The organism is Bradyrhizobium sp. CCGB20 (assembly GCF_024199855.1).
GTDB lineage: Bacteria > Pseudomonadota > Alphaproteobacteria > Rhizobiales > Xanthobacteraceae > Bradyrhizobium.
Genome location: NZ_JANADN010000001.1, coordinates 7,161,241 through 7,176,838 on the forward strand (window position 1 = coordinate 7,161,241; position 15,598 = coordinate 7,176,838).

The 15,598-nt window shown below is 62.0% G+C and carries 19 protein-coding genes and 1 pseudogene; 10 read left to right on the forward strand and 10 right to left on the reverse strand.

Annotation, left to right across the window (positions count from 1 at the left end; translation table 11 throughout):
* The first annotated feature begins 66 nt into the window (after positions 1-66).
* The 3 genes from NLM15_RS33695 to NLM15_RS33705 are packed head-to-tail and all read left to right on the forward strand — an operon-like array spanning position 67 to position 3,332.
* Complete coding sequence (locus NLM15_RS33695) at positions 67-528, forward strand: c-type cytochrome (RefSeq protein WP_375166900.1); 462 nt, start codon at positions 67-69, stop codon at positions 526-528.
* Between the two features lie 21 nt (positions 529-549).
* On the forward strand, positions 550-927 hold the full coding sequence (locus tag NLM15_RS33700; RefSeq protein WP_254122150.1) for a cytochrome c family protein: 378 nt from the start codon (positions 550-552) through the stop codon (positions 925-927).
* Between the two features lie 5 nt (positions 928-932).
* Positions 933-3,332, forward strand: a complete 2,400-nt coding sequence (locus tag NLM15_RS33705) for a glucose/quinate/shikimate family membrane-bound PQQ-dependent dehydrogenase (protein WP_254122152.1) — start codon at positions 933-935, stop codon at positions 3,330-3,332.
* Here the strand turns inward: NLM15_RS33705 and NLM15_RS33710 are convergent.
* The 4 genes from NLM15_RS33710 to NLM15_RS33720 all read right to left on the reverse strand — a co-directional run bounded on the left by NLM15_RS33710 (position 3,317) and on the right by NLM15_RS33720 (position 6,070).
* The gene (locus NLM15_RS33710) at positions 3,317-5,113 is read right to left on the reverse strand and encodes an SDR family oxidoreductase (RefSeq protein WP_254122154.1); all 1,797 of its coding nucleotides are present in this window, start codon (positions 5,111-5,113) and stop codon (positions 3,317-3,319) included. The genes NLM15_RS33705 and NLM15_RS33710 overlap by 16 nt on opposite strands.
* 86 nt (positions 5,114-5,199) lie before the next feature.
* Positions 5,200-5,547: a hypothetical protein gene (locus tag NLM15_RS33715; RefSeq protein ID WP_256565905.1), complete on the reverse strand. Its 348-nt coding sequence runs from the start codon at positions 5,545-5,547 to the stop codon at positions 5,200-5,202.
* 54 nt (positions 5,548-5,601) lie between these two features.
* Positions 5,602-5,724: a hypothetical protein gene (locus tag NLM15_RS43610; protein ID WP_256565529.1), complete on the reverse strand. Its 123-nt coding sequence runs from the start codon at positions 5,722-5,724 to the stop codon at positions 5,602-5,604.
* A gap of 70 nt (positions 5,725-5,794) precedes the next feature.
* Complete coding sequence (locus NLM15_RS33720; RefSeq protein WP_254122158.1) at positions 5,795-6,070, reverse strand: hypothetical protein; 276 nt, start codon at positions 6,068-6,070, stop codon at positions 5,795-5,797.
* A 207-nt stretch (positions 6,071-6,277) separates the two neighbouring features.
* Here NLM15_RS33720 and NLM15_RS33725 point away from each other — a divergent pair, with 207 nt between their 5' ends.
* Complete coding sequence (locus NLM15_RS33725) at positions 6,278-7,879, forward strand: alpha-amylase family glycosyl hydrolase (protein WP_254122160.1); 1,602 nt, start codon at positions 6,278-6,280, stop codon at positions 7,877-7,879.
* Positions 7,880-7,925: 46 nt separating this feature from the next.
* Here NLM15_RS33725 and NLM15_RS33730 read toward each other — a convergent pair whose 3' ends face one another.
* Positions 7,926-8,315, reverse strand: coding sequence for a hypothetical protein (locus NLM15_RS33730; protein ID WP_254122162.1), 390 nt, complete (start codon positions 8,313-8,315; stop codon positions 7,926-7,928).
* 20 nt (positions 8,316-8,335) lie between these two features.
* Here NLM15_RS33730 and NLM15_RS33735 point away from each other — a divergent pair, with 20 nt between their 5' ends.
* Complete coding sequence (locus tag NLM15_RS33735; RefSeq protein WP_256565530.1) at positions 8,336-9,220, forward strand: NAD(P)/FAD-dependent oxidoreductase; 885 nt, start codon at positions 8,336-8,338, stop codon at positions 9,218-9,220.
* A 41-nt stretch (positions 9,221-9,261) separates the two neighbouring features.
* Here NLM15_RS33735 and NLM15_RS33740 read toward each other — a convergent pair whose 3' ends face one another.
* Both NLM15_RS33740 and NLM15_RS33745 read right to left on the reverse strand, forming a co-directional pair.
* Positions 9,262-9,546, reverse strand: coding sequence for a hypothetical protein (locus NLM15_RS33740; RefSeq protein WP_254122166.1), 285 nt, complete (start codon positions 9,544-9,546; stop codon positions 9,262-9,264).
* Positions 9,547-9,846 carry a hypothetical protein gene (locus NLM15_RS33745; protein WP_254122168.1) on the reverse strand — a complete coding sequence of 100 codons (300 nt, stop codon included), beginning with the start codon at positions 9,844-9,846 and terminating at the stop codon, positions 9,547-9,549.
* A gap of 142 nt (positions 9,847-9,988) precedes the next feature.
* Here NLM15_RS33745 and NLM15_RS33750 point away from each other — a divergent pair, with 142 nt between their 5' ends.
* Positions 9,989-10,291 (forward strand): hypothetical protein, encoded by a 303-nt coding sequence (locus NLM15_RS33750; RefSeq protein ID WP_254122170.1) that lies wholly within the window; start codon positions 9,989-9,991, stop codon positions 10,289-10,291.
* Between the two features lie 1,053 nt (positions 10,292-11,344).
* Here NLM15_RS33750 and NLM15_RS33755 read toward each other — a convergent pair.
* Positions 11,345-11,809 carry an NUDIX hydrolase gene (locus NLM15_RS33755; protein WP_254122172.1) on the reverse strand — a complete coding sequence of 155 codons (465 nt, stop codon included), beginning with the start codon at positions 11,807-11,809 and terminating at the stop codon, positions 11,345-11,347.
* A 183-nt stretch (positions 11,810-11,992) separates the two neighbouring features.
* Here NLM15_RS33755 and NLM15_RS33760 point away from each other — a divergent pair.
* Positions 11,993-12,379 (forward strand): annotated as a pseudogene (locus NLM15_RS33760) (transposase); the annotation flags it as partial.
* A 38-nt stretch (positions 12,380-12,417) separates the two neighbouring features.
* The gene (locus NLM15_RS33765; RefSeq protein ID WP_254122174.1) at positions 12,418-13,047 is read left to right on the forward strand and encodes a tyrosine-type recombinase/integrase; all 630 of its coding nucleotides are present in this window, start codon (positions 12,418-12,420) and stop codon (positions 13,045-13,047) included.
* 142 nt (positions 13,048-13,189) lie between these two features.
* Here the strand turns inward: NLM15_RS33765 and NLM15_RS33770 are convergent, their stop codons facing one another.
* Complete coding sequence (locus tag NLM15_RS33770; protein ID WP_254122176.1) at positions 13,190-13,456, reverse strand: DUF6894 family protein; 267 nt, start codon at positions 13,454-13,456, stop codon at positions 13,190-13,192.
* Positions 13,457-14,387: 931 nt separating this feature from the next.
* Between NLM15_RS33770 and NLM15_RS43615 the strand changes: the two genes are divergently transcribed.
* A complete protein-coding gene (locus tag NLM15_RS43615) occupies positions 14,388-14,510 on the forward strand; it encodes a hypothetical protein (RefSeq protein ID WP_256565531.1) in 123 nt (40 codons plus the stop codon).
* Between the two features lie 319 nt (positions 14,511-14,829).
* The gene (locus NLM15_RS33775; protein WP_254122178.1) at positions 14,830-15,108 is read left to right on the forward strand and encodes a hypothetical protein; all 279 of its coding nucleotides are present in this window, start codon (positions 14,830-14,832) and stop codon (positions 15,106-15,108) included.
* 8 nt (positions 15,109-15,116) lie between these two features.
* Here the strand turns inward: NLM15_RS33775 and NLM15_RS33780 are convergent, their stop codons facing one another.
* Positions 15,117-15,287 carry a hypothetical protein gene (locus NLM15_RS33780; RefSeq protein ID WP_254122181.1) on the reverse strand — a complete coding sequence of 57 codons (171 nt, stop codon included), beginning with the start codon at positions 15,285-15,287 and terminating at the stop codon, positions 15,117-15,119.
* Positions 15,288-15,598 lie beyond the last annotated feature (311 nt).

Genomic DNA, 15,598 nt, shown 5'->3' on the forward strand with positions numbered 1-15,598 from the left:
GCACCGGTACTGGCGCCCCGTCCAAATTTCGGCGGCCGCGTTGGCAATGGCCGTCCCGGCGTGTTCATGCAGGTTCCCGTGACCACGCTGTTCCCGGGCGCGCAGCCCGATCCGCCGCAGATCAAGAACCCGGTCCAGGGCGATCCCAACGCTCAGCAACGCGGCATGACCTACTATGTCAGCTTCAATTGCATCGGCTGTCACGCGCCGAACGGCGGCGGCGGCATGGGACCGGCGCTGAGCAACAATCTCTTCACTTACGGCTCGCAACCCGAAAACATCTATCTGTCGATCTACCAGGGACGGCCGAACGGCATGCCGGCCTGGGGCGGCGTGCTGCCGGACAGCGTGATCTGGGACCTCGTCTCCTATATCGGCAAGATCAGCAACGATCCCAACCGACAATGGGGCCGAACCTTCTCCGCCAATCCCTTGTCGCCCGAAGTCGAGCAAGTCCCGAGCGAGCAGGTTTCGACGACGGATCCCTGGTCGGCCACCAAGACATTCAACTTCGGCCAAAAGCCCTGATCGGCGGAGCGGAGCAGCCGGATGATCCATCCAACGACACGATTACTGATCGTCTCGCTGCTGGCCGTGACGGCGGGCGCTTGCAAGCCGGGTAAGGCGGCCGGCGCGGACAATTTCATGGGTGATGCGCGCCGCGGCACCGACCTCGTCAAGCAATACCAGTGCGGCACTTGCCACGACATTCCTGGCGTCGCTGGCGCCGACGGAAATGTTGGTCCCCCGCTCCAGCGGATTGGGACTCGCACTTATATTGCCGGCTATATCCAGAACTCGCCGGACAACATGGCTGCCTGGATCGAGGATCCGCAGCGGGCGTTGCCAGGGAATGCCATGCCGAGAATGGGCATCCCGCAAAAGGACGCGCGCGATATAGCCGCTTTTCTTTATACGTTGAAGTAAATCCAATGACCTCGATCCATCGATCGCCAAGCCTGTTTCGAGACGCGCCGTTGTTGGCCGTCACCGTCTTGGTCGTCGCCGTCATGGGATTGTTTCTTACCGCCGGCGGCGTTTGGCTCGCGGCGCTGGGGGGCTCCGTCTACTATCTCGTCGCCGGCATCATGCTTCTCGTCACAAGCTGGCTGCTCGCGCGCCGTCGCGCGGAGGCGCTCTGGGTTTACGCGGCGTTGCTGCTCGGCACGGTGGTGTGGGCGGTCTGGGAAGCGGGCTTCGATTTCTGGTCGCTGGCGCCACGCGGCGATGTGCTTGCGCCACTGGGCGTCTGGCTTCTCCTCCCCTTCATCGCGCGCCGGCTCGTGCCCCGCTCGCGCGCAGCGCGATGGGCTCTCGGCCTCGTGCTGATCGGAGCCGCCATCGTGCTCGGCGTCTCGCTGACGCATGACCGCCACGATCTCGCAGGTATCCTGCGAGAAAGCGACGTGACGGACGCAACTGCCTCGTCCGGGCAGGCCCCGCCCGCCGCCGGCGAAAACTGGACGGCTTATGGCGGCACCGGCCTTGGCACGCGCTATTCCTCGCTCACCCAGATCAGCAACGCCAATGTGAAGGACCTCAAGCTCGCCTGGGAATTCCGAACCGGCGATTACAAAGGACCTGATGATCCCGACGAGATCACCAACCAGGCAACGCCGCTCAAGATCGGCGATCTGCTCTACACTTGCTCGCCGCATCAGATCGTGTTCGCACTTGACGCGGCGACCGGCAAGCTGCGCTGGAAGTTCGACCCGCAGGTTCAGCACAACAAGACCTTTCAGCACATGACCTGCCGCGGCGTGTCCTATCATGCGACCAAACCGGGCGGCGTCACCACTGACGCTGCGGCGGCTCCAAGCGATTGCCCGGAGCGCATTTTCGTGCCGACCAATGACGGACGGATGTTCGCCCTGGACGCCAGGAGCGGCACGCCTTGCGAAAGTTTCGGGGATCACGGCCAGATCGACCTGAAGGAAGGAAGCGAGATCCAGACGCCCGGTTTCTACGAGGGCACCTCGCCGCCCGTGGTCACGGACAAGGTTCTGATCGTCGGGGGCGCCGTGATCGACAATTACTCCGATCGCGTGCCATCGGGCGTGATCCGCGGCTTCGACATCTATTCCGGACGCCTGATCTGGGCGTTCGACGCCGGCAACCCCAATCCGAACGAGATGCCGTCTGCCTCGCATCATTTCACGGCGGGCTCGCCAAACTCCTGGAGCATTTCGGCCGTCGACGAGAAGCTCGGGCTTGTCTATGTGCCGCTCGGATCGAGCTCTCCCGATATCTGGGGCGGCGGCCGATCGGCGGAGAAGGAGCGTTACGATTCGGCGCTGATCGCGCTCGACATCGGCACCGGAAAGCTGCGTTGGTCCTTTCAGAACGTACACCATGATCTCTGGGACATGGACATGCCCTCGCAGCCGAGCCTGGTCGATCTTCGCACGAACGGCGCGGTGACACCCGCGATTTACATTCCGGCGAAGACGGGCGACATCTTCGTGCTCGACCGCCGCGACGGACATCAACTGGTGCCTGCGCCGGAGAAACCGGTACCGCAGGCTTCCGCGCCCGGCGACCGGCTGTCACCCACTCAGCCGTTCTCGGAATTGAGCTTCCGTCCACCCGGCATGCTCACGGGCGCGCAGATGTGGGGCAGCACGATGTTCGATCAGCTCGTCTGCCGCATCAAGTTCAAGCGCCTGCGCTACGAGGGACCGTTCACGCCGCCCTCGGAGCAAGGCACATTGGTCTTCCCGGGCGATTTCGGCATGTTCGAGTGGGGCGGCATCGCGGTGGATTCGCAGCGACAGATCGCGATCGCGAACCCGCAATCCATCCCCTTCGTGTCCCGCCTGGTGCCGCGTGGGCAAGACAATCCGGCGGCCCCGAACTCCGCGCATCCGCCGGGCACCGAACTCGGAGTGCAGCCGATGTACGGCGCGCCCTACGGCGTCGATCTCGGCATCTTCCTGTCGCCACTCGGCATCCCCTGTCTTGCCCCACCCTGGGGCAATATCGCTGCCATCGATCTCAGGACGCACAAAGTGGTCTGGCAGCATCGTATCGGTACGATCCGCGATCAGGCGCCGTTGCCGCTGCCGTTCAAGCTCGGCGTTCCCATGCTGGGCGGGCCGATCGTGACAGCCGGCGGCGTTATCTTCATCACGGGAACGATGGACGATTACATCAGGGCATTCGATGCCCGTGACGGTAGACAGCTTTGGCAGGATCGGCTTCCCGCTGGCGGCCAGTCGACGCCGATGACGTATGAGGTGGGCGGCAAGCAATATGTCGTGACCGTTGACGGCGGCCACGGCTCGTTCGGCACTAAATTAGGCGACTATGTGCGCGCTTATGCGCTGCCATGACGACGGCGACGGACCGTGCCCGCCTGCGCCCGTCCGTGCCTCGTCCTGCTCTGAGGGCGGCTGGCGGCCGAGGCGACGAGCGCCACGCAAGCAGCTAGTCCCAACACTGCAAGACCCTTGCTGATCACGCCGGCCGGCGGAAGCTGTTTTCGCGCCAGCCAGCAGCCATCTACCGACGCGCCCGGCGGAGACGCCTCGATCATGCTGCCCTCGCTAACCGGCGCGCGGCGCGCGCGCGACAGCAAGAAACGGAAAGCACCTCCAAGCAATTGCTCGGTCAATTTCGGAGCGACGGCGTAGGCCATCTGGCCGGCGCGCGCCGGCCACCCGACGGCCACTTCATCGCGAGGCATGCGGACCAGGTCCAAGAACGTCTGTGCGACATCCTCGGACTGATACAACAGCGGTCCCGGATCGAGTCTCTTGCCCGACACGTTGGCACCGTGGACGAAGCCGGGCGTGTCCACCATCGCCGGGAAAACGCCGCAGACGTGGATATTCGCATGCGTACCGAGCTCCTGGCGCAAGCTCGCCGTGAAGCCGCGCAGGCCGAACTTGCTTGCGGTATAGGCCGCGGCAAACGGCGTCGGCGCCCAGCCCCCGAGTGAGATGTTATTGATCAGGATCCCCCGCTTCTGTCGGAGAAAGACCGGGAGCACCGCGAAGGCGCCGTGCATGGTCCCCAGCAGGTTGACCTCAATGGTCCGGCGATGCAGCGCGATGTCGGCATCCTGATAGGCGCCGAACACACCCGTGCCGGCATTATTGATCCAGACGTCGACGCCACCGAAGGCATCGTCGGCCTGCGCCGCCAACCGCCGGACCGCCTCGGCATCGGTGACATCGGTCGGGACCGCCAGCGCACGGCCGCCGAGTGCCTCGCACTCGGCCGCGAGGCCCTCGAGAATGTCTCCACGCCGCGCTGCGAGAGTGAGGCTCGCTCCTTCCCGTGCAAAGGCCAGCGCAGCGGCGCGGCCAATCCCACTCGACGCTCCCGTGATGACAACACGCGTACCCGCCAATGGGCGCGCGGCAACTTCGGACTTTCCCGGGAGCAGCCATCGCAGCGACCGCCGAAGATGTTCGGTCGCACCGGCCTCGAACCAGTCGCCGTGTGCGAAGATGACGCGCTCGGGCGCCAGGCTTACCAATCGCTGCGCGGCCGCCTGAACCGAACGGCCGCCGAGACGCAACAAAAGCCGCAGATAAACCGGCGCTTTGCCATCAGGCTTGGCGATGCCAAGCAGGTTAGCGGCCGCCTGATTTGAGGGCGGTAGATGAGAAGGATCGAGATTCTGCACGAGATCCGTCAAGATCAACGTGCGGCTCCGCTTATCGAATATCTCCACTTCCGAAAACATCGGTGCGGTCACGGCGATGGTCTCAAGCTCCGCAGCCCATTCTCTCGGGGTGAAATCGCTGAGTTCGCGGTCGACGCGAAGCTCGGCCGCTCGCACCTGTTTCCGGGCCGAAAGCCCCCTCGCCGCGAAGGTCTGAGCTTGCGGCAACTGCTTTTGCCAGTCGGGCAGAAACATCCAGTGCGCAACATTGGGCGCGAGCAGATATCTGATCGGGCCCAAACGTTCGAGCTCGCTGCGGAGAAGCGGCGAATACCGCACCGGCGAGTGCAATACGAGATCGCCATTCGACAGCCGGATGACCGTCATGCGAACAGGCAGGACCAGACCCGCAGCACTGATGGGCGCATCGTCAGCGATCCAGATGTCGTCGGTCACCCTCGTGAGGCCGGCGGACGACGAGGTAGCGTCAAACTTGTTCATGAGCGTATTCCGGTCAGGACCTTGCTCAAGTCCCCCGCGTGACGCTCGTTCCTAGCCCTCGCATCCAGGGTGCAGCCACGCCAACATCAGGACGCGCGCGCCCGAGGCGGCCTTCGCGCTTCGCGCAAACGCCGCCGTCGCGCCAACTGGTGTCCACGCCTTTCCCGGACCTGGGGGATCGCCCTTTCAACGGCCGTCAATTCAGGCGACAGGTCATCTTCGGCAGGCAGCGGATCCACGGAAGGCTGCTCCATGAGGCCCAGGACGGCGCGCCCCTTGTCGGTGATCCGCCAGCCTCCGCTGACGCGTTCGACCAGCACTTGCGAAAAAATGTCGAGCCCCGACACACGCGCGCCGAGTCTCTTGGTCCGATCCGTCCAATCGCTTCCGCTGGTCGCCAATATCGCCATATCCCGCTTGAGATCCTCCATCATGGCAAACCCATCCGGATAGCTCACCAGGATCTTCAGGACCGTAAACTTGAAAATTCACCGCCTCCCTCGCATGGCTACGGTCATGGCCGGCGCTTCCCTCAGCGCCTTGGAACCGGCTTGCCGGAAATCGTCGAGAGACGTCTGGACGGCGCGCGCGGTGGTGGCGGTATCGAACATGGCCGCGGGACCTCCAGTGAAAGAAATTCAGCCTACGAGAATCGCGGGGCGTGAGACTTAACAATGTCAATTATTGGTGACCTAGAGGCTCTTTAGCCCTGCTGAATTCGTTGTCCCGAGATTCGAATTGCGCAATGCGCTTGTCGAGCCGCCATAGTTCGATACGGCGAATTGATACCAGAGCAACTGCTTCGCGCTTGGCCTGCTCGTCGTCACCGCAGACAAGGTCGATGCAGCCGCAGAGTGACCCGTCCGGGTCGACCTGGTAAGCGCGATAGTGTTTCACGTTCAACCTCGCAGATCGTCCGGCCGTTGGTGCTTCTGCACCTTGCACGGTCACCGACATAGCCCCCGCCTACAAAGCTGACGTTGATGGTTCGCACCACTTTTGCATTATCATATGTTAATCCAACCGTCGGACGCAGCGGCCGCAAGCCCATAGCAACCATCGTTCCGCCTCGGATTTGTCAGCCATGGTCGAGCGGTATCCCGGCCTTTCAACCGAGGCAATGCCGCGAGCAATTCGTCTGGCAAGCAGAGGCAAATCGGAAGAATGACGTCGGAGAATTTGGTTAGAGAGGCGTGGTGGCGAACTGCAGTTATCTACGAAATCGCGCTGATCTCCTTTCAAGACTCCGGCGGAGATGGCAAGGGTGACCTGACCGGCCTCATGTCGCGCATCGACTACTTGAAATGGCTGGGCGTCGATGCGGTCTGGCTCACGCCGATCTACAAGAGCCCCTTCCGCGACCTCGGCTATGATATCTCCGACTATTGCTCCATCGACCCCGCATTCGGCGACCTCGACGGGTTCGACAGGGCGCTCGGCGCCCTTCACGCGCACGGCATCCGCCTCATTCTCGATCTCGTGCCCAATCACACCGCCAACGATCATGAATGGTTCGTCGAGAGCCGCAGTTCGTCCGACAATCCGAAGGCCGACTGGTACATCTGGGCTGATGCGGCCGAAAATGGCGGCCCGCCGAACAATTGGCTGAGCCGATTCGGCGGCAGCGCGGGGGAATGGTGTGAGACGCGACGGCAATACTACTATCACTCGTTCCTGGTCGAGCAACCAGACCTCAACTGGCGCAACCCGGGTGTCCAGCAAGCCGTGGCCGATGTCATGCGCTTCTGGCTCGATCGGGGCGTCGACGGTTTCCGTGTCGATGCCAGCGCGGTCCTGATCAAGGACGCGCTTCTGCGCGACAATCCGCCGAACCCGAACGCCAAAGGTAAACCGCCGCCACAGCGCCAGACGCCGGTCTTCACCGACGACCGGCCGGAGACAATGGAGTGCATCGAGTTCATCCGAAGCGTGATCGATGAATATTTCGGGCGGCTGCTGTGCGGTGAGGTCCAGGGCAAGACAGATCGCATTGGCCACTTCTACGGCACGGAGCGGCCGCGCCTGCACCTTCCACTCAACTTCGCGCTGCTCGATACGCCATGGGATGCGCTGTCGCTGCAGGCGACGGTGGATGCCTATTTCAACGCACTTCCCGAGGATGCATGGCCGGTGTGGGTGATCGGAGGTCATGACAAGCCGCGGATCGCGAGCAAGATCGGCGAAACGCAGATGCGCATCTTGGCGATGCTCCTGATGACCTTGAAGGGAACACCGTTCCTTTTCATGGGGGACGAGATCGGCCGCAAGCGGGTGTCGATCCCGCCCGATCGCGTTCGCGACCCCTTCGAGAAGCTCGTGCCAGGTTATGGCTTGTGTCGAGATCCCGAGCGCGCGCCGCTCCGTTGGGACGCCAGTGCCGGGGGCGGCTTCTCGAGCGGCTGCCCCTGGTTGCCGCTTGACCCGGAAGGCTCGGCCAATGTGATCGGGCAGCGGAGCGATGAACGGTCCATGTTGTCGCTGTTTCGCGCCCTGATGGCATTGCGCCGCGAACAGGCCTGCCTTCGCGAAGGCCGCTACGAGCCGCTGCGGGCTCAGCACGATGTGCTCGCCTTCAAGCGCGTCGTGCGCGGCGATGAGATGCTGATCGTCCTCAACATCGCTGCCGAGCCGAGACGATGGACGTGGCAAGGAAGCGGCCGATTGCTGTTGTCGACCCATCTCGACCAGACCTCGAGATCGTTGCCGGACGGTTCGATCCTGCTTCGCGGCAATGAAGGCGTGATCATCGCGATCGAACCGCGATGATGGTCACAGGAACGATGCGCCCGGCACGGCGTCTCATCCCTGCGTCCTACATGACCCACAGCCGGACGCATCTCGCATCAAAGCGGCGCCCCGGCGTGCTCTCCTTCAGGCGCCGGGGCCGCAGCGACGTTGGAGTTCGACGATGGGCAAAGCGGAAGAGATCAAGCAACGGATCGTCGGCAAGACCAAACAAGCCGTCGGCGAGATCATTGGCGATCAGTCGCTGCATGACGACGGCAAGGCCCAGGCACGCGGCGGCGATGGGCCCCGACACATCGGGAAGGCCGATCGACTCAAAAGACACAACCGCTCTCAACAAAACTCGGCAGAGATATCCGAACACTTTCTTACAAGCATATCGATAATACAACGCATTCACGGTGATCAGAGGACGCCAGGTCGCGCAGTTCGCTGCGAGTGTCGACGTGACGGTCATGTGAAATATATGAGGGCTTGATGTTCCGGGATTGCCTGATCGTCGGCGGAGGGCCTGCAGGACTGATGGCAGCGATCTACCTGGCGCGCTTTCGCCGCGATGTTTGCGTGATCGACGCGGGAGCAAGTCGCGCAACCCTGATTCCCCGCAGTCACAATCTGCCTGGTTTTACCGGTGGCTTGCCCGGAACGGAGCTTCTGGCCCGGATGTCCGCGCAACTCTCGGAGCTCAGAGTGCCCGTGCTCCACGCAGAGGTCACGGCTCTTGAGATGACCAAGCATGGATTTCATGCAACCTGGTCCGGCGGAGATGCCGACGCTGCGACCGTGGTGCTCGCATGCGGCCTGGTCGATATCCATCCCCCATGCGACGAATGGCAGCTTGCCGTCGCCGAGGGCACGTTGCGGTACTGTCCGATCTGTGACGCCTATGAAGCGAAGGGCCTCCGTATCGCGGTCGTCGGGCCGCTGCAGCATGCGGCGTCCAAAGCGATGTTTCTGCGCGGCTTCTCCCAGGACGTCACCCTGCTCGCCACCGAAATGGGCGCGGCTGAACAGATCTCTGCCATGACCGAAGCCGGCATTCATCTCGTCGACGCGCCGGACCTACGCTTCCGGCGCGCGGATCATAAGCTTGAGACAATTGGTCTCGAAACAAATTTGCAATTCGATGTCGTATACCCCGCCATGGGCGCCGAGGTGCGGTCCCAGCTCGCGCTATCGCTGGGTGCTGCGCATACGGATCAAGGCTGCCTCAAGGTGGACGATCATCAGCGGACATCGGTGGCCGGTCTTTACGGCATCGGAGACGTCGTCAGCGACCTGAATCAGATCAGCGTCGCCTTTGGGCATGCCGCTCTCGCCGCCTGCACCATTCACAACAGTCTTCCTCGACGTCTTGCGTAGGAGGGAGGGAGCACCGCTTGTGATGCTCCCGCCGTGCTCGCCTACTTGCCGTTGCCCTGGCTCGACGGCCCGGTCGTGGTATTGCTCGTCGCCGGCTGGCCGGTGCGATCGTGGCCAGAACTCACGCCACCGGCGGCGTTGTTGCCGTAGCTGTTGCCCTGGTTGGTGTTGACCGTGCCGCTGGCATTGGTGCCTGCGGTGCCCTGCACGCTCGAGGAGCTGGTGGTCGTTTGCCCGGACGCGGAGCCGCCTGAATTACTCTGCGCGAGAGCGAACGACAGGCTGCCGAACATGAGGCTCAGGAACGTCGCGAGATACTTCATCATCTATTCTTTCTCCTTGTTTCGAAACGGATCGGCGGCCTCGTCATAGCCACGTCGGCTGCTGAAGAACATCAAGGTCATCAGGCCGCAGCCGATCAGCAGCGAGAAGAACGAGCCGAGACCGAGCGCGATCCAGCCGTGCTCGTCCATGGCGACGTCGTCCACGCCGTTGGTCGCATCCCACGCCCAGGCGATGCCGAACGCGGCAAGGCCGAGCATGACGAGCAATGCCGCGACGAGAAGAACCTGACCGAGATTGGTGCTGCGCATGGCTGCTCCCTTCGGCGGCAACCGGAAGCTCATGGAGCCGTTCCTAATGCCAAGTATGATTTGGCACTTTCGGCGACCGCGGCGGTTAGCTCCGGAACACGGCCGCAACCGATCCCGCTTCGATGATGAAGCTCGCGCGCCGCCTCATCCCTGCCCCACAGCCGGAGGAATTGACATGAAGCTCATCGCGATGGCCGCAATTGGCACCGCACTTGGTGCGGGCCTGTTCACGACATCCACGGCCGGCGCGCAAAGCGGATCGGGCGCCTCCGGCACGGGATCGAGCATCAGCTCATCCGGCACCGGTGGCACGACCGGCGCCGGCGCCTCGAGCCTGAACACGCCGGCCGACAACAATGGCGGCGGGTCGAGCGCGCCGGCGAAATCCGCGCCGACGTCCCCGAACGCCACGGGTGCCGTTAAGGCGCACGGAGGCGCGAACTCGAACGCCGGCGCCTCGGCATCGGGCCGGAACTGAACGCGAGCGGATTGGCCGACTTGGTTGTGCGGTGTGTGCTTTCGGTCACAACAGAATCAGCAAGCTGCAAGCTTGCCTCGACAGTCCGGGCATGGCCGCAAGCTGCTTGGTCTACTGGATCCTACACTAAGGGTGGCGAGCGAGGAACCGATATTTCGGATTTGCGTTATAGTCAAATGACAGAGCGCATTCACACGTTTCGACTTCAAGTCCTCATGGCCAAAGAAGATATGCAAGCTATCGACGACTTTTGGTTCGCGGAGCGACTTCCTAGCCGTGCTGAGGCAGTCAGGGAGCTGCTGCGTCCGGGCATAAGTGTTCACAAATGCACTGCCAATGTGGCGTACTGAGGCAGCGTGGTTAGGATCCTCTCTCGACATGGACCCGCGATGAAGTGCTTGACGCGTGGTGACACAGATGGGTCTGGGAGAACGATCTGAACTGCGTTGGGCGGACAGCGCGCTTGCAGTTGCGGCGGCGCCGGCGTGACCTGCCCGGTCTGCAACGTCCAGCAGCGGGCGACACACCGCGCCAGAAGGCTTCCGCGTCGAGATCCAACACGGACCGCGGCCGTCACTGAGCGCTGGCCAGTCTCCGAGCCTCCGTGGTCTAGCTTTAACAACCGCAGTGGCTGCTCTCAATTTGTGCTATTTCAGCGTGCGAATGGAACTCATGGACGACATGTCCATTAATAACATGAACGGACCGGTCCGGGATTGGCGTCATGGGTATCGAGCGTATGCACTCCCCCAAATATTGGCGGGATCGCGCGGAGGAGTTCCGAACTAAGGCCGATGCTTGCGAGAACGCTGGCACGCGGGCCTCTCTCCGTAAGGTCGCGGCAAACTACGAAGAGTTGGCGCGGCGCGCTCAGCAGATTGTCAGCCTCGCGGACCTGGATCGGCAAGACCGGAAAGCCGTGCTTCAAGACTATGTCGACGATCAACGGGCGGTTATTAGAGACCTATCCCACAAGCTACATTGATGCCCGCTGCTCTCCCACCGAGAGCAAAGCTCACGGTGTGGTGAGGACGGTTGGCAGCCTCTTTCGTTTCAGCCATCAACGAAGTTGGGCGGCGCGGGTAGACGCGGCGGCGTAGCTCGGCGAGTCCCGGCACTGAAAGGAAGGCCCGCTACGCGATCGCCGTGAGCTGAACCAACACCTGTCATAGGAACGAGCGCTTGAGCCGACGCTTGTTTTTGTGCCGGCATCGCGGCCCGGTCGATCTCCTTCGGATCGCCGATGACTAGCTTGCCTCTGGCGTTCTTGGCGACGAAGATCGCATCGCTCATCTTCCGCCCCGACCGCTTGTTTTTCGCCGTGACCTCCTTCCAGAGGCTTACGCGTCCAAGCTTGAGTTTTGGCAGCTCCTCTTTGATTTCTCGGCGCAAGCATTCCTTTTCGGATTCGTTCGGGCGACGGCGGCCGCCCGGAGACATCCAGCGGCCGTCCGACCGACGCCTTACGAGGAGCACCTTGCCACGCTTCGCAGCAACCAGCTTCGATGATTTCGTCATAGCCAGCCGCAACGACCAAGAATCAGCGAAATGGTAACTTGTCTCTTCGGCTAGACAAGTTTGGCGGCTCGCCTAATGCCGCCAGGGTGGCTCGTTCACGTCTGCTAGTGGGATGGTCCGGCCGTGCTCCCGCCCAGCCAGCGATGGAAGCTGGTAAGGGGCGCCAAAGACGAGGAGCACGTCATGTCCCAACAGATCAATGCTCGAACTGCCATTGTTGGTATCGATATCGGCAAAAACTCCTTCCACATTGTCGGTCAGGACACGCGCGGGGAGATTGTCCTGCGGCAAAAGTGGTCGCGTGGCCAGGTGGCAGCACGGTTCGCGAATATGCCGCCCTACCTGATTGGCATGGAGGCCTGCGTCGGTGCGCATCATCTCAGTCGCAAGCTCCAAATACTTGGCCACGACGCCCGCCTGATGCCGGCGAAATACGTACGCCCCTATTCGAAGGGACAGAAGAATGGCTTCCGAGATGCGGAAGCCATCGCCGAGGCGGCTCAACGCCCGACCATGAAGTTCGTCGCGACCAAGACCGACGATCAGCTCGACCTTCAGGCGCTGCTCCGGGCTGAAAATGACCAGCCTCACTAGCTGAGGAGGTCAACATGACCGTTACCCCAACCACCATCCCCGCTGTCTCGAAGCATGTTCCTTGGAACAAGGGGAAGATCGTCGGCGCAAAGCCGCCGCTCCGTCCGAAGCACGTCTGGTCGATCCGAACCAAGCTCCAGGTCGAAGGCCGAATGCGCGATCTCGCACTGTTCAACGTCGCCATCGACAGCAAGCTGCGCGGCTGCGACGTCGTAGCCTTGAAAGTTGATGACCTTGCGCCAAGCGGATATTCAGCCGACCGCGCGACCGTCCGACAGAAGAAGACCGGCCGGCCAGTCAAATTTGAACTGACCGAATCGGCCCGGCAGGCAATCGACGACTACCTGCGGGTTACGGGCAAGAAGTCAGGAGAATACCTTTTCACTGGCCGGCGGCTGAGTGGCTATATGACGACCCGCCAGTATGCCCGCCTCCTATCCCATTGGGCCGACATCGGATTGGACCCGCATCTGTTCGGGACGCATTCCCTTCGCCGGACAAAGGCGACCTTGATCTATCGCCGAACCGGCAACCTGCGAGCCGTACAACTCCTTCTGGGGCATACTAAGATCGAGAGCACAGTTCGATATCACGGCATCGAGGTCGACGATGCCCTCGTGATAGCAGAACAAGTCGACATCTGACTTCTGAGGCGGAGCAGACACCCTCTGCGCTGCCGTCACAGACGGCTCCGGGCCAGATGCGGACGTTCAGATTAAGAGACAACCGAGCGGGGCCTATTCCTCAAGCTCCCGCAGGATACGGGTCAAAAAGCAGACTGTGAAGTTAACTCCCTTCATGAGAGTTTTCTGCTTCCCCAATCGGTGTTGCTGCCGCCACTTCAATCGTAGCCGAGACGGTCATAATCGGGACCTCTTTCGTTCTTACGAGGACGGACAGCTTATCGGTTAAGGTTGAAGGGCTGTGGTCTCGTATCCCCTCAGCCAAATATCTCATCGCGGCGTCCCGCGCGGCCGCGAAGTCCGGGAGTTCCTCGCCTTGGTCGTCAAGGATGACACCGGCCGCATCCTGATAGTCAAAATAGAACCGCATGTGGGCTCAACGCTGCGTTGGTCTCGACGTTCCTGCCTAGCAACTCCAACCGTCAGCACTTAAACACCCTCTTCTTGGCCGTTAGCTTTCTTTTCGAGATCGTCAATTCTATCGAGCGCGTTGCTCGGGAGTTCTCCCATGACGAGCAACGTAGAGTAGAGTTGCTGCGACATTCCTGGCGTTGCAGCCTTAGATACTCGTTTGATTTCGTCTCTCTTCCCATCGTCCTTCCGTCCAATTCTCGGTTGGTATCACTGGGGGTTGCAGATGCTAGCGAGGAAACTCGTCAAATGGCGAGCTGCTGACTTCACTTACTCAAAGTTAGCCGTTCGCTCTAAACGGACACGACGGACCGCGACCGTCAAGCCAAGGCGGATCAATCCGGGTCCGGAGCACCCGTCAACGCAACCATCGTACAACGCCCGGTTTCAGACAGCCGAAATAGCGGCGGCCCTTTCGTTGTTCAGCTGAGGGCCAGAGGGCCGTTTCGACGGCGAGCCCGGGTGGGGCACGGAAAGCACCGTCGGGCGGCGCTCCCTGCGGGTATCTTGCCGCCGAAAAGTTCTTGCAATACTCGAAAGGGCTAACCTGAGAGTTCGCTTGCGAGGCAGCAGCTTGACTGAGCAAGGTCTGCCCCCAGATCAGCCGGCGAGGATGATATTCCGCTCGTTGCTCGATTGGATGGCACTCAGCTGCTCGGAGCCTTCTGTGTGGTCCTTTTCTGTTGCGGCACTGTTCCTGGCCCTGTTGCTGTTTAGTGCGGTCGGGTTTATTCTCTTCAGCTTTGACTTTCCGCGAGCTTAAGCTTCGCTCATTCACGCGGCGGGCATTAGGAGTGGAGTCCGCTAAGGGTCAAACTGAGAAGAACTGACGTTGAGCACAACGAGTCCGCTCTTGCCTTGAGTGCTGACGCCGCGGCATAAATCGTCGCATGACAGTGCCCGCCCTCAGCCGCAAGCCTAGCGACAACCCGCACCAAGAGGGCTGGAACGTCTACTACGGCGATGTCCGCATCGGACACATCGGGACACGTGCCGGCGTCCCGAAGACGTAGACCGGTGGGGCTCGTCGCTCGCCTTCTACCCCGGCACCGACGTCCGGCAAGGCGGGAAAGGCATCGGCGCCACCGAGGAATGCCGGGGCGCGATTGAGCGAGCTTGGCTTGAGCTCAAACCGAAGATCGCCGAGGCGGATTACGACCGCTGGCGAGACGACCGCGACTGGACGGCGTGGAAATATCGCATGTGGACCGAGAAGCTTTCCCTGCCGACGCAGACCCGCGAGGATCGATCGCGCTGCTTCTGCGGCATCGAGATTACCAGCGTCAGCATTCCGAGCCACATCTGCACCGCACACCGCGGGACAGGAGCGAAATGAGCAAACTCACCGAAGAACGGCCCTACGCAAATCCCGAGACAGCCGCGCGCAAGCTGGTCGAGATCGCCGCCGCCACGCCCGCCGCCCAGGACGGGCGGGTCTACATCGAGCGCGTCAACACGCAGTTCAAGGCCCTCCTGAAGGGAAGCCGAGGCCATCCGGAGTTCGGCGCCGGTATCTGCTACGCGATCGAGCGCGGCTTGCTCTGGATGCATGAAAGCGGCACCTACCTGAAGCTGATGCCGCCGGGCCATGACCTACTGGCGCCGCGATAGATGCGCCTCTAGTCTTCCTCGCGGGGAAACGGCTCCTGCGTCTTGCGACCCAGGAAGGTGTCGGGCGACGGCAGCTTAAGCACTTCGGCCGATCTTGCCACCAACTCCTTCATGACAGCGTTTTGTTCCGCGATCTCGAAAGCTAAATCGTGCACGCGATAGACAGACCGATCTTGCATGGCGATGCTTCGCTTTAATGCAGGCGGGAGCGCGCTTGGTCTCTCAGCCACCGACGCCCACGGACTAAGCCTTGGCCGGTGATAGCGAGTAAACTACCCCAGGTGGCTTTGGTTCGAAATTGAACTTTACAGCCACCCGGCGCATGTGGATTACCGGGGGCACCATTGGACGGTATAGGAACTTCGTCAACTGAGGCGGCTTGTTTCCCGCTGGCTCGCCGTCGAGCCGGCGGCGCGGCCCCGGCCTACCCCCGTTGACCCCTGCAGCCGGGGCCGCCCACTTTCCCATTTATCTCGCACTGAAAAGACCG

Excerpts from the sequence above, each read along its gene's own strand:
- NLM15_RS43610 (WP_256565529.1), bottom strand. The coding sequence starts at position 5,724 with ATGTTCGATACCGCCACCACCGCGCGCGCCGTCCAGACGTCTCTCGAC.
- NLM15_RS33725 (WP_254122160.1), top strand. The coding sequence starts at position 6,278 with ATGACGTCGGAGAATTTGGTTAGAGAGGCGTGGTGGCGAACTGCAGTT.
- NLM15_RS33740 (WP_254122166.1), bottom strand. The coding sequence starts at position 9,546 with ATGATGAAGTATCTCGCGACGTTCCTGAGCCTCATGTTCGGCAGCCTG.
- NLM15_RS33750 (WP_254122170.1), top strand. The coding sequence starts at position 9,989 with ATGAAGCTCATCGCGATGGCCGCAATTGGCACCGCACTTGGTGCGGGC.
- NLM15_RS33745 (WP_254122168.1), bottom strand. The coding sequence starts at position 9,846 with ATGAGCTTCCGGTTGCCGCCGAAGGGAGCAGCCATGCGCAGCACCAAT.
- NLM15_RS33755 (WP_254122172.1), bottom strand. The coding sequence starts at position 11,809 with ATGACGAAATCATCGAAGCTGGTTGCTGCGAAGCGTGGCAAGGTGCTC.
- NLM15_RS33695 (WP_375166900.1), top strand. The coding sequence starts at position 67 with ATGCAGGTTCCCGTGACCACGCTGTTCCCGGGCGCGCAGCCCGATCCG.
- NLM15_RS33715 (WP_256565905.1), bottom strand. The coding sequence starts at position 5,547 with ATGATGGAGGATCTCAAGCGGGATATGGCGATATTGGCGACCAGCGGA.
- NLM15_RS33700 (WP_254122150.1), top strand. The coding sequence starts at position 550 with ATGATCCATCCAACGACACGATTACTGATCGTCTCGCTGCTGGCCGTG.
- NLM15_RS33720 (WP_254122158.1), bottom strand. The coding sequence starts at position 6,070 with ATGTCGGTGACCGTGCAAGGTGCAGAAGCACCAACGGCCGGACGATCT.
- NLM15_RS33730 (WP_254122162.1), bottom strand. The coding sequence starts at position 8,315 with ATGACCGTCACGTCGACACTCGCAGCGAACTGCGCGACCTGGCGTCCT.
- NLM15_RS33710 (WP_254122154.1), bottom strand. The coding sequence starts at position 5,113 with ATGAACAAGTTTGACGCTACCTCGTCGTCCGCCGGCCTCACGAGGGTG.
- NLM15_RS33770 (WP_254122176.1), bottom strand. The coding sequence starts at position 13,456 with ATGCGGTTCTATTTTGACTATCAGGATGCGGCCGGTGTCATCCTTGAC.
- NLM15_RS33735 (WP_256565530.1), top strand. The coding sequence starts at position 8,336 with ATGTTCCGGGATTGCCTGATCGTCGGCGGAGGGCCTGCAGGACTGATG.
- NLM15_RS33705 (WP_254122152.1), top strand. The coding sequence starts at position 933 with ATGACCTCGATCCATCGATCGCCAAGCCTGTTTCGAGACGCGCCGTTG.
- NLM15_RS43615 (WP_256565531.1), top strand. The coding sequence starts at position 14,388 with ATGACAGTGCCCGCCCTCAGCCGCAAGCCTAGCGACAACCCGCACCAA.
- NLM15_RS33765 (WP_254122174.1), top strand. The coding sequence starts at position 12,418 with ATGACCGTTACCCCAACCACCATCCCCGCTGTCTCGAAGCATGTTCCT.
- NLM15_RS33775 (WP_254122178.1), top strand. The coding sequence starts at position 14,830 with ATGAGCAAACTCACCGAAGAACGGCCCTACGCAAATCCCGAGACAGCC.
- NLM15_RS33780 (WP_254122181.1), bottom strand. The coding sequence starts at position 15,287 with ATGCAAGATCGGTCTGTCTATCGCGTGCACGATTTAGCTTTCGAGATC.